The sequence below is a fragment of the Enterobacter cloacae complex sp. Mu1197 genome, assembly GCF_040059225.1.
GTDB lineage: Bacteria > Pseudomonadota > Gammaproteobacteria > Enterobacterales > Enterobacteriaceae > Enterobacter > Enterobacter quasiroggenkampii.
The window spans coordinates 1,432,566-1,446,184 of the sequence record NZ_CP157375.1 but is presented as its reverse complement, the minus strand read 5'-3'; the positions used below and the strand labels follow the sequence as shown (position 1 = coordinate 1,446,184).

The following is a 13,619-nucleotide window of genomic DNA, read 5'->3' as shown; positions in this document are numbered from 1 at the left end:
AGGCCCGGTAAGCGAAGCGCCACCGGGCTTTTTTTTAGCCGTCGATACCTTTGCTGCGCAGGTAATCTTCGTAGTTACCGGTGAAGTCCACCACGCGCTCTGGCGTAATTTCGATCACGCGGGTCGCCAGCGAGCTGACGAACTCACGGTCGTGAGAGACGAAGATCAGGGTGCCCTGATACATCTCCAGCGCCATGTTCAGGGATTCGATCGATTCCATGTCCAGGTGGTTAGTCGGTTCGTCCATCACCAGGATATTTGGTTTTTCCATCATCAGCTTGCCGAACAGCATGCGTCCCTTCTCACCACCAGAGAGCACTTTAGCAGGCTTTTTGATGTCGTCCTGGCTGAACAGCAGACGACCCAGAATGCTGCGCACCGCCTGCTCGTCGTCGCCTTCCTGCTTCCACTGGCTCATCCAGTCGAAGACGGTCAGATCGTTTTCGAACTCGTATTCATGGTCCTGCGCGTAGTAGCCAACCTGCGCGTTTTCGGACCATTTCACGGTGCCGTTGTCCGGCTGCAGTTCGCCGACCAGGGTTTTCAGCATGGTAGATTTACCCACGCCGTTGGCGCCCAGAATGGCAATCTTCTCGCCCACTTCCAGCAGCAGGTTGAAATTTTTAAACAGCGGGCCTTCATCGAAGCCTTTGGTAAGGGCTTCCACTTCCAGCGCGTTACGGAACAGCTTCTTGTCCTGCTCGAAGCGGATGAACGGGTTCTGACGGCTGGAGGCTTTAACCTCTTCCAGCTTGATTTTATCAATCTGACGCGCACGCGAGGTTGCCTGACGCGATTTAGAGGCGTTAGCACTGAATCGGCTGACGAAGGACTGCAGGTCGGCAATCTGCGCTTTTTTCTTGGCGTTGTCCGCCAGCAGACGCTCGCGCGCCTGGGTGGCCGCCGTCATGTACTCGTCGTAGTTGCCCGGATAGACGCGCAGCTCGCCGTAGTCCAGATCCGCCATGTGCGTACAGACCATGTTCAGGAAGTGACGGTCGTGCGAAATGATGATCATGGTGCTGTCGCGATCGTTAAGCGTCTGCTCCAGCCAGCGGATGGTGTCGATGTCCAGGTTGTTCGTCGGTTCGTCGAGCAGCAGGATGTCCGGGTTAGAGAACAGCGCCTGAGCCAGCAGCACACGCAGCTTCCAGCCTGGCGCGACTTCGCTCATCGGGCCGTAATGCTGTTCAACCGGAATACCCACGCCCAGCAGCAGCTCGCCCGCGCGCGCTTCCGCAGAGTAACCGTCCATCTCGCCGTACTGCGTTTCCAGCTCGGCCACTTTATAGCCGTCTTCTTCGCTCATCTCGGCCAGCGCATAGATGCGATCGCGCTCCTGCTTCACTTCCCACAGCTCCGCGTGCCCCATGATCACGGTGTCGAGCACGGTGAACTCTTCGAAGGCGAACTGATCCTGACGCAGCTTACCGATGCGCTCGTTCGGATCGAGCGACACGTTGCCGAGGGTCGGCTCCAGATCGCCGCCGAGGATCTTCATAAAGGTGGATTTACCGCTACCGTTGGCACCAATCAGGCCGTAACGGTTGCCGCCGCCAAATTTGACGGAAATGTTTTCGAACAGCGGCTTACTGCCAAACTGCATAGTGACGTTGCTGGTAACTAACACGGGGAGATTCCTGCGAAAAGTGTGATAAACACGGCATTATGCCACAATTCCGAATTGAGATCCCGCGTTGCAACCATCCACTAAACTTTAACAAAATCGAAAAAAATGTGATTTCGTACACATCTGAATTCCCAGTGAGCGGGAATGCACATATAATGCGCTCCCATCACAGATTCAGACTTATCAACTCATCGCCAGAATGGCTTAGATACCTCGCACAACATGAACATGAAATTAACAGCGCTTTTTGCGGCGGCGTTAGCCGTAGTAGGTTTTTGTAAGACCGCGTCTGCGGTGACGTATCCCCTGCCGACCGACGGAAGCCGTCTGGTGGGTCAAAACCAGGTGGTGACGGTTCCTGAAGGTAACTCTCAGCCGCTGGAGTATTTCGCGGCGCAGTACCAGCTGGGTCTGTCTAACATGCTGGAAGCGAACCCGGGCGTTGACCCGTACCTGCCGAAAGCAGGTACCGTGCTGAATATCCCTCAGCAGCTGATCCTGCCGGATACCGTTCATGAAGGTATCGTAATTAACAGCGCCGAAATGCGTCTGTATTACTACCCGAAAGGCACCAACACCGTGATCGTGCTGCCAATCGGTATCGGCCAGCTGGGTAAAGACACCCCGCTGAACTGGACCACCAAAGTTGAACGTAAGAAAGCGGGCCCAACCTGGACGCCAACGGCTAAAATGCACGCGGAATACATCGCTGCGGGCGAACCGCTGCCAGCCGTTGTGCCAGCCGGCCCGGATAACCCGATGGGTCTGTATGCCCTGTACATTGGTCGTCTGTATGCGATTCACGGCACCAACGCCAACTTCGGTATCGGCCTGCGCGTGAGCCACGGCTGCGTGCGCCTGCGTAACGACGACATCAAGTTCCTGTTCGAAAACGTGCCGGTCGGTACGCGCGTGCAGTTCATCAACGAACCGGTGAAAGCGACGTCTGAGCCAGACGGCAGCCGCTACATCGAAGTGCACAACCCGCTGTCCACCAGCGAAGACCAGATCAACAACAACGAAGTCGTTCCTGTTACGCTGAACAGCGCGGTACAGGCGGTAACGTCTCAGCCAGACGTTGAAACGGCGATTGTTGACCAGGCCGTTCAGAACCGTTCCGGTATGCCGGTGCGTCTGAACTAATCACGCGCATTAAAAAAGCGGGCTTCGAGGCCCGCTTTTTTTTACCCGTTATTCACGATCACAATCCCGCCGTGGTCGTACCGATAGTGACAGTGGGCATACTCCAGCGGCGTGCCATCTTCCAGATAAATGACCTGCTCCACCTCCAGTACCGGATCGGTTTCCTCGCAGACCAGATGCTCTCTGTCCAGCGCGCTGGGCTTAAGCGCCCGCACCACCCGATACGAGCCCATAATTTTCAGCCCCAGGGTCTCCTGAACGTACTGAAACACTGAACCTTCAAGATGGTTTTTCGTCAGGCCCGGCACCAGATTCATCGGCATCACCGTGGAATCCAGCGACATCGGTTCGCCGTTCAGCAAACGCAGGCGAATGAAGTCGTAGATCGGCGCATCGGCGTTAATCATCAGCGACGCCTGCTCTTTTTCGTTCGGGAAGCGCAGTTCGAAATGCACCACCCGGCTCGTAACCGTACCCAGATGCGCCCAGGTTTTGGTCGCGCCAAAGTAGTCGCTGCCGGAGAGATCCCACTGCGAAAGCTGGAGGAAATTTTTGCGGATGAACGTCCCCTGCCCCTGGCGGGTATAGACCAGCCCTTCGACGATCAGCTGGCGCATCGCCTGCTGGATGGTCATCCGGCTGGTGCTGAACTCCGCCGCCAGCGCAAACTGGTCCGGCAGCGGTTCATGGGCGGCGTACTGCTGGCTGATAATGCGTTTCTTGATTTCCCGCGCTATGGTGATGTACTTCGCCGCCATCATCCTTCCTTTCTGTTAGTTTTCTATCCCGCTGTTTTTCAAGGCCACTCGCTCGGCAATTTTGAGGAAAGGCAGGTAGAAGAATACACCAAATACGATGATTGCCAACTGCACCACCACCGCCCGCCAGTCTCCCGCCGTGGCCAGCCAGGCACTGAGAATCGGCGGCGTGGTCCACGGGATCATCACCACGCAGCGCGACATGAATCCCAGCGTGGTACAGAGCCAGGCAAAGTAAATGCCTATCGCGGGCAGCAGCACGAATGGGATCATCAGCGGCAGGTTAAACACGATCGGCAGGCCAAAAATCACCGGCTCGTTGATATTAAACAGGCCCGGCGCCAGCGAGAGACGCGCCACCTGCTTCGCCGACTGTTGTCGGGAGAAGATAAAGATGGCGATCAGCAGCGATATCGTGCTGCCCGTCCCGCCCACCATGCCAAAGGTCGGCACGAAGATGTTATTGATGATGTGCGGAATGGGCTGGCCGTTGGCGAAGGCCAGCATGTTCTCGTTGGTATTGATCAGCAGGAACGGCTCCAGCACCACGCTGTTGACCACTGACTGATGAATGCCGAGCGTGAACAGGAAGTTGCCGAAGCTGTAGATGAAAATCGTCCCCGGCAGGCTGGTGTTGATCAGCCGCAGCGGCTGCTGGATGAAGGTCGTAATGAGATGGATCAGGTCCGTATGCAGCACATTTGCCAGTATCGCCGCGAGCACCGCGAACAGGGAAAGCGTGAGAATGGTTGGGATCAGCGCGGTAAAGGATTTGCTCACCGCCGGGGGCACGTTTTCTCCGAGCGAAATGTGCAGCGCCTTCAACCGCGAGATGGCGATGAATACCTCCGTTGAAAGCAGCCCAATCAGCACCCCGGCGAAAATCCCGGTGGAGCCGATATTGGCGAAGGTCAGCACCTGCGTCACGCTGACCGCAGCGTCGCTGCCGACGGGCGTAATCTGTAAGCGCATCGGCATCATAATGATAAAACTGCTGACGGCGATAACCACTGCCGAGACCGGATTGTCGAAATCTTTGTTGCGCGCCAGCGACCAGGCAATCATCGGGGCCAGCAGCAGCGCGGCGATGTTCAGCGTGCCGTTGATAATCGCCTCGCCCCACACCTGAAAATGCGCCAGCGTATCGCCCTTAAACATCCACGGAAACACCACGTTGTTCACCAGCACCGCCAGACCGGCGAGGATGAAAATGGGCATTACCGTGGCGAAGGCGTCGCGTAGGGAGCGCAGGTGCACCTGGTTTGCCAGGCGCGCCGAAAACTCGACAAATTTATCGACAAAGGACTGCATGTGCGGTGTGATTTTTGTTTCAGACATAGCGGCGTGTTCCCATCAATCAGTCACAAAAACGGCCCGGCAGCGTACGGCTTACATCTCGCGTCCGTTGGTATGGATAACCTGTTTTAACCACGCGTAGCTCTTCTTCGGTACGCGCCTGAGGTCTTTCAGGTCGTGGTTTTCCCGGTTGACGTACACCACGCCGTAGCGCTTACGCATGTCGCCCTGGGAGCTGAGAATGTCGATTAACCCCCAGCCGAGGTAGCCAATGACCTCTGCCCCGTCCTCGAACATCGCCGCTTTCATCGCCTCGATGTGCGCCCGGTGGTAGTCGATGCGGTAGGTGTCCTCAATCGGGTTCACCCCATCCCAGGACTCAATCACGCCGATGCCGTTCTCGATCGGGAACACCGGCAGGCGCCAGTCGTTGGCGTAGCGGGTGATGATGGTGCGGAAGCCCAGCGGATCGATCTGCCAGTTCCACTCGGTGGCCTTCAGGTACGGGTTATTTTTCTCGCCGTGCAGCAGGTAATAGTTGACCGGCGTGCCTTCCGGGATCGCATCGCTGTCCAGCGTTTTGCTGGCGTAGTAGCTGAAGGCCATATAGTCGTTTTGGGTGCGCGCCAGCAGCGCGAGATCGTCTGCGCGGTAGATATCGCCAAAGCCCTCCTGCTCCACCACCGCCATCACCGCCGGGCTGTAGCCCTGCCCGGCAAAGACGCGCAGCAAATTCTGGTTGAGGAATTCGTCATACTGCTGGGCGCAGAAGATATCGCGCGGTTTGCAGGTGGCCGGGTAGATCAGCTGGTGCGCCAGCATGCCGCCCATCAGCTGGCCCGGTTTCGTCTGGTGCAGGTATTCGGTCAGCGCCATGTGCGCCACCATCGTATGGTGCTGGAGCAGGTACAGCTCGCGCAGGGTTTTCTCGCCTGTCATATAGCCGGAAATGCGGAAGGCTTCCGGCATATGGAAAATATTCTGCTCGTTGAAGGTCAGCCAGTACTTCACGCGGTCGCCAAAGCAGTCGATCATCTTTTTGCCGTAGCGGACAAAGGCGTCCATCACGCAGCGATCGATAAAGCCGTTGTACTCCTGCGCCAGCGCGAGCGGCATATCGAAATGGTACAGGCAGATCATCGGCTCGATGCCGCGGGCGATCAGATCGTCTATAAAGCGGTCGTAAAATGCGATGCCTTCGTCGTTGAACGGGCCGTCACCCTGCGGGCAGACGCGGCTCCATGAGATCTGGAAGCGGTAGCAGTTCATGCCCAGATCCTGCATCAGGTCAAAATCTTCCCGGTAGCGGTGGTAGGAGTCGGTCGCCACTTTCCAGTCGGAGACGTTCTCCCCGGCTTCACGAATGTCATACACCGACATCCCCTTCCCGCCCTCGTTCCAGGCCCCTTCCGTCTGCATGCTGGAGACCGAGTTGCCCCATAAAAAGTTGGCCGGCAGCTGATTGTTCATGTTCCCTCCCTATATGACTAGTCATTTAAAAATTCATGACTAGTCATATAGGCAAAGATGTAAAAACGATCAAAGAGGAGGATCGTTTTTTGTGAGCAATGCGGGAAAAAAAGCCCCGGTAAGCGATGCACTACCGGGGCAAGAAAGGTTACTGCTGCGCGAGCTGATTGCGGCGATACTCCCCCTGCCGCTCCAGCATCCAGCCAGGATATTCCCGCGGCAGCGCGCTCACCGCATCAAGCTGCTGAAGCTCGTCTTCGCTGAGAAGGATCCCGGTGGCGGCAATGTTGTCGTCCAGCTGTTCAACGCGTTTCGCGCCAATGATGACGCTGGTCACCGCTTTCTGGTGCAGCAGCCAAGCCAGCGCGATTTGCGCGACGGAGACACCCTTGCTTTCGGCGATCGTGCGCATCACGTCCACGCAGTCGAAGGCGCGATCTTTGTTCACCGGCGGGAAGTCAAACTCCAGACGACGACCACCGGCTTCGCTCTGCCCGTCGCGGCCATATTTTCCGCTCAGCAGGCCGCCTGCCAGCGGGCTCCAGACCATCAGCCCGACGCCTTCGCTCTGCATCATCGGCACCAGCTCGCGCTCAAGATCGCGTCCGGCGATGGTGTAATACGCCTGGAGGGATGCGAAACGCGCCAGCCCGAGACGCTCGGAAATGCCCAGCGCTTTGGCAATCTGCCACGCCGCCCAGTTTGAGACGCCGATATAGCGCACGTGGCCGTGCTGCACCAGGTTATTCAGCGCATACAGCGTCTCTTCAATCGGCGTGGCCGGGTCGAAGCCGTGCAGCTGATAAAGATCGATATGATCGAGCTGCAGGCGGCGCAGGCTCTCCTTCACGCTGCTGATGATGTGATAGCGCGAGCTGCCGCGCGAGTTCACCCCTGCCGTTCCGGTTTCGCCGAACACTTTGGTCGCGACGACCACGTTCTCGCGGGGGATTTTCAGGTTTTTCAGCGCCTGGCCGGTGATCTCCTCCGAACGCCCTTCCGAGTAAACGTCCGCGGTATCGATAAAGTTGATCCCGGCATCCAGCGCGCGGCCCACCAGCTGTTCTGCTTCGCTTTGCTGGAGCTGACCAATCTTGCCCCACATGCCGCCTTCACCGCCGAAGGTCATGGTGCCGAGGCACAGTTCAGAAACGAACAGACCGGTGTTGCCCAGTTTTTGATAACGCATAAGATAATCCTCGCATGTCGTTTAAGGGGTACCCAATAGTTATACCCGCCCCTCAGCCATCGCGAATGTGGCGTTCCTGTCCGTTTCTTGCCCAATCCTCTGAAAATTTATCCGCGCGGGGCGTCGCCAAAGACGCTGTAGTCCGGTAATTGCACCTGCTGATACGGCTCCCAGCCGCCGCCGAGCGCCTTGTAGAGCGCCACCAGATCGAGCGCGCTTTGCACCTGCGCCTGCGCGCGCTGCTGCTCGGCCTGGGCCAGCTGCCGCTGGGCGTCCAGCACGTCAATGAAGCTGGCGATCCCCTGACGATAGCTGTCGCTCGCCAGGTCAAAGGCGTTTTGCAGGGCGTCGATCGTTTTTGCGAGACCCGCTTCACGCTGCTGGTCGGTGCGATAGCTCACCAGGGCGTTTTCGACATCGCCAAGCGCGGTGAGCACCGTCTGACGATAGTCCAGCACCGCCGCCCCCTGCTGCGCGCGCGCCACCTTCACGCTGGAGACCAGCCGACCGCCCTGGAAGATGGGAATGGAGACCTGCGGGCCAAAGCTGTAGAAGTGGCTGCTCCAGTCGGTCAGCCAGTTGGTTTCGCTGTTGCGCAGGCCAAACTGCCCGGAGAGGGTAAAGCTCGGGAACAGCTCCGCCACCGAGACGCCGATTTGCGCCGTGGCGGCATGAAGGTTCGCCTCCGCTTCGCGCACGTCCGGACGGCGGCGCGCCAGCGTCGACGGAATGCCGGTCTGCACGATATCCGGCAGCGCAGGCATCGGCTGCACGCTTTGCAGTTCCGCATCCAGCGCCCCCGGCGGCTTGCCCAGGAGGATTGCCAGGCCATTCATCGCCTGACGCGCCTGCGCCTGGTACTGCGGCAGCTGCGCCTCCAGGTTACCCAGCTGTGCACGCGCATTCTCCACGTCCATCTGCGGCGACAGCCCGCCGCGCTGGCGGCTCTCGGTCAGATCCAGCGTCTGCTGCGCGCTTTTAATCTGGGTGTTCAGCGTGGCGATAACGCTCTGCGCCCCGCGCAGCTGGAGCCACGCGCGCGCCACTTCCGCCTCCAGCGACACCAGCGCGTCGTTACGCTGCTCGATAGCCGCTTTCTGCTGCGCTTCAGCGGCTTCCACCTGACGACGCACCTTACCCCACAGGTCAATTTCCCACTGGGCGTCGAAGCTGCCCTGGTAGAGGTTGATCGGCTGCGTCAGCGGTCCCAGCGCGCCCTTGAGAGCGGGATCGATGCTATCCACCTGGTCATACACGCCGTGGGATTTCAGCTCCCCTTCCAGCCCGAGCTGCTGGCGCGTCGCCTGTAGATTGCCGTTCACCGACGGGTAAAATGCCCCGCCCGCCTGGTTAATCTGTTCGCGCGCGCCGGCGATGCGCAGCACCGTCTGCTGCAGCGTCAGGTTCCCGGCGATGGCGCGTTCCACCAGGCTGTCGAGCTGTGGCGAGCCGAAGGTCTTCCACCAGCGAGGGTTGGTCGCGGCGGAGGTCGTCTGCGATTTTACCGCGCTGTCGCCCTTATCGTTCCAGTGCGTGACGGCAGGTGGCGCGGGCGGCTGATAGTCCGGTCCGACGGCGCAGCCTGCCAGCAGCATCATTATCATCAGGGGGTGTAAACGTCTGTGTATCATCAATGTGCTCCTGCACTCCCCTCGCTCTTAACCGGCGAGAGCAACAAACAAAACGGAATCAATAGCAAGGCCACGGCGCTCAGGATGGTGAAGACGTCGATGTAGGCCAAAAAGCGCGACTGCTCGATCATGGTCTGGTACAGGCGTCCGGTGGCGATGCCGGTGGGGTCTCCCACCTGGGTCGTGAAGTTCTGGATCGCCTGGGCGCTTTCGCGTATCGCCTGCTGGAACTGCTCGTTAAACGGCGAGGCGTGGTACGCCAGATGCGCGCTGTGCGCCTGGGATCGTTCGGTGATGGCCGCCGTCGACAGCGAGATCCCGACCGAGCCCGCGACGTTACGGAACATGGTAAACAGCGCCGCCGCATCGGCATTCAGCCGTCTTGGAATCGAAATAAAGGCAATGGTGGTCAGGGGCACAAACAGGAACCCCAGCCCCAGTGACTGGGCGCTGCGGAACAGCACCAGCGTCTCGAAGTCGATATCCGGGGTCAGCGTGCGCGACCAGAAGAACGACACCGCCAGACAGGTAAAGCCAAAGGCGATAATCCAGCGCGTTTGCACCACCGGCATCAGCTTCAGCACCAGCGGAATAGTCAGCACAATCAGCACCGCCCCGGGCGACAGCACCAGCCCGGACCAGGTGGCGGTATAGCCCAGGTCCTGCTGCGCCAGCTGCGGGATCACCACGGAACTGCCGTACAAAATCATCGCCATCCCCGCCATCAGCAGGCTGGAGATGGCAAAGTTGCGGTCCTTCATGCAGTGCAGATCCACCACCGGTTTTCTGGCATACACCAGCCAGTAAATGGCACCGATAATGCCGATAAGCGTTAATACCGCGAAGGTACGAATAAAGTTTGAGTAGAACCAGTCCTCATCTTCCCCCCGGTCAAGCATCACCTGCAGGCAGCCCAGCCCCAGGGCAATCAGGCCGATCCCCGTCCAGTCGATGGTCAGCTTCTCTTTTGACTTGCTCTCCCACGGCGGATCTTCCAGCAGTTGGTAGATCGCCAGCACCGTGACAATCCCCACCGGGATGTTGATAAAGAACACCCAGCGCCAGGAGTAGTTGTCGGTGATCCAGCCCCCCAGCGTCGGGCCGAGGACCGGAGCAACGATAATCGCGATGGACGAGAGCCCAAAGGCTTTGCCCCTGTCCTCCGGCTTGAAGTAGTCGAGCAGTACCGACTGCTGCGTGGGCTGTAGCCCGCCGCCAAAAAAACCCTGCATCACGCGGAACAGGATGATCTGCCACAGCTCGGTGGCGATCCCGCAGAGGAACGAGCAGACGGTGAACATGACGATGCAGATCAGGAAGAACTGCTTGCGGCCGAAGACGCGGCTCAGAAACGCCGAGATGGGCAGCACGATGCCGTTCGCGACCAGGTAGCTGGTTAACACCCAGGTGGATTCGTCATAGCTGGACGAGAGCGAGCCTGCCACGTGAGGCAGCGCCACGTTGACGATAGTGGTGTCCAGAATTTCCATAAACACCGCCAGGGTGACGACAATCGCCACCGCCCACGGATTGCTGGCGGGCTTCCAGCTGTCGTGGCTGTGATCCGTCATTCCACCGTCACCTTCGGCGCAACCGACAGCCCCAGCGGCAGCGGTTTGTTCGGATCGAGCCCCTTATCAATCACGATTTTGACCGGCACGCGCTGCACAATTTTGACAAAGTTACCGGTGGCATTTTCTGCCGGGAAGGCGGAGAAGCGCGAGCCGCTGCCCTGCTGGATACTATCAACATGGCCCTCAAGCGCCATATCCGGCCACGCGTCGACCGACACGGTGACCTTATCGCCGGGCTTCATGCGCTCAAGCTGGGACTCTTTGAAGTTCGCCACCACCCACACGTTCGGCGAAACCAGGGAGAACAACGCCGTTCCCGCCTGTACCAGCGTGCCGGGCTGCACGTTGCGTTTGGTGACAAACCCGTCGAACGGGGCGCGGACTTCGGTGTAAGAGAGGTTCAGATTGGCCGTTTCCAGCTGCGCTTTCGCCTGATCGACCTGGCGCTCGCGCGCTTCAACGTTGGTTTCCTGCTGGCGGATTTGCAGCTGGACCTGCTCTGCCACCTCCAGCTGCGCCTGGGCGCTGGCCAGCCCCGCCTGCGCGCTGCGCAGCTGAGCGTTCGCGGAATCAATGCTTTGCTGGGTAGTTGCCCGCGGGTCGACGCCGCGCTGGCGACGGTACTCCGCCTGCGCGTTCGCCAGATCGGCCTGCGCTTTCAGCACCTGCGCTTTGGCTTCGTCACGCTGGGCGGGATACTGCACTTTTGAGAGCGCCAGCTGCGCCTGGGCCTGGTGCAGCTGCGCGATAGCCAGCCCAAGCTGGGCCTGAGCCTGATCGCGCTGAGCGGTGGTATCCCGCGGATCGATGACCACCAGCAGATCGCCCTTTTTCACGCGCTGGTTATCGCGCACCCGCAGCTCGGTGACGTAGCCTGCCGTTTTCGGGGCAATCGTCACCACGTCGCCGTCGGTAAAGGCGTCGTCAGTCGTCTCTTCGTTACGGGTTAAAAACCACCAGACCAGCGCCACGACAACCATCACCACCACGACAATGCCGAGGATAATTAACGGTTTTTTGCCCGGGCGCTTACGCTCATTATTATTTTTGTCCTGCTCGTCAGCAGGCTTATTTTGATCTTCAGCCATAGTTCAGCAACGGTCCTGTCAGTGAGCGGCATCACACTATGCCGTTCACTAAAGCTAGGACGTTGCTATACGTTTGCCAGGAAAAACTGACAAATTGCGCACTATATGAGAAGGAATATTCCGAAACCGATCGCCGCAGCCCAAACCAGCATCGGGATCGACCAGAGATGGAAGCGCCACCAGATACGACGGTCGTTGGCCATGCGCAGAGCAATAAGGTTAGCCAGCGAGCCGGGCAACAGCCCAAACCCGCCGATATTCACCGCCCAGGCCAGCAGCGTATCCGGCGGAACGTAGTTGAGCAGCAGAATAGTGGACGGCACGTTGCTGATAACCTGCGACAGGCCAATCGCCGTCAGCCACAGTCCCGGCTGAGACAGCGTGCTGACGCTGTGCAGCACGTTCTGCAGCACCGGAAGCTGGATGAGAAGATGCACATCAATAAACATCACCATAAAGACCAGCAGCAGTGTCCAGTCCACGCTGACCAGCACGCGCCGTGCCAGGACGACAAAGCCTGCGGCGACCAGCAGGACACCCGCCAGCTCATACTTCAGCTCCAGCGCGAACAGAAAGACGATGTATAACCCGAGACAGCTCCAGACCAGACGCGGCTGCCACTGCGGGCCCGTGGTGCCGCTGTGGTATTGCAGTTTTTTATCCGGAAACGCAAACCAGCACACCGCCATCAGCGACAGCATCATCACCAGCGCCAGCGGCGCCATCTGCCAGGTAAAGGCGGCGAACGACAGCCCGGAACGTCCCCAGAGGAGGATATTTTGCGGGTTGCCGATAGGCGTTAACAGAGAACCGGCGTTAACGGCGAGCGCTTCAAAGATGATCAGCCGGCTGACCGGGATCTCGCAAAGCTTACGCAGCGTGAGCGTGAGGGGCACGATGATAAACAGCGCCACGTCGTTGGTCAGAAACGTCGACAGCACCGCGGCGGAAAACACCATAAACAGGGACAGCCTGCGCTCGGTGGCAAAACGGCGCACCATTTTACGGCCCAGCACGTCAAAATAGCCGCTCAGCTCGACCCCTTTGGTGAGCATCATCAGGCCGCTCAGGGTAATGATGGTGCGCCAGTCAATGGCGGCGGGCCAGGCCTGCGGCGCAAACGGCACAAAGAGGCTTAACCCTGCGCCAATGAGTAATAAGAGATGGAAGAAACGATCGCGTGCCAGGGCCTGCAGTCCAGGGATTTTCATTCAGCGGAGGGACCATATTTAAGCGTAAACTCACGAAACTTCACCAGCGTCTCTTCGCTGACGTGGTGTTCCATTCCTTCCGCATCCCGGCGGGCAATCTCCGGGCTAACGCCCAGCACCAGCAAAAAATTCTCGACAAGCTGATGGCGCTCGCGGCTCTCCTGCGCGAGTTTCTCCCCTTCTGGCGTCAGAAAGACCCCGCGCCAGGGGATCATTTCGATTAGGCCCACGGAGGCGAGACGTTTTAACATTTTTGCGACAGTTGGCTGCGATACCCCCAGCCTGGCGGCCATATCGACCTGACGTGCTTCCCCGACCTCACGAATCAGATCGGAAATGAGTTCAACATAATCATCAATCAGTTCACGCCGGTGCGCTTCACGGACCTGGCGAAAACCTTCGACATGCTCTTCAACATTCACCAGTTGCGTCGTTTTTTTAATGGTTGGCTTACCTGCGCGACGGTTCATTGTACTTCCTCAGTGGGGTGACGCTTCCAGCGCCCGGTATCGAGAGCGCACATTGTAAACCATCCCTCCACAAGCACAAAAAATTAACGAAATAGCCATAGCTATACAATATAGCCTGTGCTATATCTGTATGTAATGCAGTCACCCTTCACGGATCGA

General features: G+C 58.7%; 11 protein-coding genes. 1 reads left to right on the top strand and 10 read right to left on the bottom strand.

Annotated elements, in window-relative coordinates; all coding sequences use genetic code 11:
- Positions 1–34: 34 nt before the first annotated feature.
- The gene (locus ABFV38_RS06840; protein ID WP_348958905.1) at positions 35–1,630 is read right to left on the bottom strand and encodes an ABC-F family ATPase; all 1,596 of its coding nucleotides are present in this window, start codon (positions 1,628–1,630) and stop codon (positions 35–37) included.
- A 222-nt stretch (positions 1,631–1,852) separates the two neighbouring features.
- Here ABFV38_RS06840 and ldtB point away from each other — a divergent pair, with 222 nt between their 5' ends.
- Positions 1,853–2,773 carry a L,D-transpeptidase gene (gene ldtB / locus ABFV38_RS06835; protein WP_032649383.1) on the top strand — a complete coding sequence of 307 codons (921 nt, stop codon included), beginning with the start codon at positions 1,853–1,855 and terminating at the stop codon, positions 2,771–2,773.
- Between the two features lie 41 nt (positions 2,774–2,814).
- Here the strand turns inward: ldtB and ABFV38_RS06830 are convergent, their stop codons facing one another.
- From ABFV38_RS06830 to mntR, 9 genes are all read right to left on the bottom strand, one after another.
- Positions 2,815–3,531, bottom strand: coding sequence for a GntR family transcriptional regulator (locus ABFV38_RS06830; RefSeq protein ID WP_348959405.1), 717 nt, complete (start codon positions 3,529–3,531; stop codon positions 2,815–2,817).
- 15 nt (positions 3,532–3,546) lie between these two features.
- Positions 3,547–4,869, bottom strand: coding sequence for a PTS transporter subunit EIIC (locus ABFV38_RS06825; RefSeq protein WP_196346025.1), 1,323 nt, complete (start codon positions 4,867–4,869; stop codon positions 3,547–3,549).
- 51 nt (positions 4,870–4,920) lie between these two features.
- The gene (locus ABFV38_RS06820; protein WP_348958902.1) at positions 4,921–6,297 is read right to left on the bottom strand and encodes a glycoside hydrolase family 1 protein; all 1,377 of its coding nucleotides are present in this window, start codon (positions 6,295–6,297) and stop codon (positions 4,921–4,923) included.
- Positions 6,298–6,445: 148 nt separating this feature from the next.
- Complete coding sequence (locus ABFV38_RS06815) at positions 6,446–7,486, bottom strand: aldo/keto reductase (protein ID WP_348958901.1); 1,041 nt, start codon at positions 7,484–7,486, stop codon at positions 6,446–6,448.
- Positions 7,487–7,593: 107 nt separating this feature from the next.
- Complete coding sequence (locus tag ABFV38_RS06810; RefSeq protein ID WP_045909419.1) at positions 7,594–9,117, bottom strand: efflux transporter outer membrane subunit; 1,524 nt, start codon at positions 9,115–9,117, stop codon at positions 7,594–7,596.
- Positions 9,117–10,688: a DHA2 family efflux MFS transporter permease subunit gene (locus ABFV38_RS06805; RefSeq protein ID WP_048027030.1), complete on the bottom strand. Its 1,572-nt coding sequence runs from the start codon at positions 10,686–10,688 to the stop codon at positions 9,117–9,119. Before ABFV38_RS06805 ends, ABFV38_RS06810 begins: the two co-directional genes overlap by 1 nt.
- Positions 10,685–11,779 (bottom strand): HlyD family secretion protein, encoded by a 1,095-nt coding sequence (locus ABFV38_RS06800; RefSeq protein WP_048222160.1) that lies wholly within the window; start codon positions 11,777–11,779, stop codon positions 10,685–10,687. Before ABFV38_RS06800 ends, ABFV38_RS06805 begins: the two co-directional genes overlap by 4 nt.
- A gap of 101 nt (positions 11,780–11,880) precedes the next feature.
- Complete coding sequence (locus ABFV38_RS06795) at positions 11,881–12,990, bottom strand: anion transporter (protein ID WP_126535146.1); 1,110 nt, start codon at positions 12,988–12,990, stop codon at positions 11,881–11,883.
- The gene (mntR, locus tag ABFV38_RS06790; RefSeq protein WP_008501176.1) at positions 12,987–13,460 is read right to left on the bottom strand and encodes a manganese-binding transcriptional regulator MntR; all 474 of its coding nucleotides are present in this window, start codon (positions 13,458–13,460) and stop codon (positions 12,987–12,989) included. The genes ABFV38_RS06795 and mntR overlap by 4 nt, the downstream gene beginning before the upstream one ends.
- Between the last annotated feature and the right edge of the window lie 159 nt (positions 13,461–13,619).

Coding starts and splice junctions, on each gene's coding strand:
- ldtB (WP_032649383.1), top strand. CDS start 1,853: ATGAACATGAAATTAACAGCGCTTTTTGCGGCGGCGTTAGCCGTAGTA.
- ABFV38_RS06830 (WP_348959405.1), bottom strand. CDS start 3,531: ATGGCGGCGAAGTACATCACCATAGCGCGGGAAATCAAGAAACGCATT.
- ABFV38_RS06825 (WP_196346025.1), bottom strand. CDS start 4,869: ATGTCTGAAACAAAAATCACACCGCACATGCAGTCCTTTGTCGATAAA.
- ABFV38_RS06820 (WP_348958902.1), bottom strand. CDS start 6,297: ATGAACAATCAGCTGCCGGCCAACTTTTTATGGGGCAACTCGGTCTCC.
- ABFV38_RS06815 (WP_348958901.1), bottom strand. CDS start 7,486: ATGCGTTATCAAAAACTGGGCAACACCGGTCTGTTCGTTTCTGAACTG.
- ABFV38_RS06810 (WP_045909419.1), bottom strand. CDS start 9,117: ATGATACACAGACGTTTACACCCCCTGATGATAATGATGCTGCTGGCA.
- ABFV38_RS06805 (WP_048027030.1), bottom strand. CDS start 10,688: ATGACGGATCACAGCCACGACAGCTGGAAGCCCGCCAGCAATCCGTGG.
- ABFV38_RS06800 (WP_048222160.1), bottom strand. CDS start 11,779: ATGGCTGAAGATCAAAATAAGCCTGCTGACGAGCAGGACAAAAATAAT.
- ABFV38_RS06795 (WP_126535146.1), bottom strand. CDS start 12,990: ATGAAAATCCCTGGACTGCAGGCCCTGGCACGCGATCGTTTCTTCCAT.
- mntR (WP_008501176.1), bottom strand. CDS start 13,460: ATGAACCGTCGCGCAGGTAAGCCAACCATTAAAAAAACGACGCAACTG.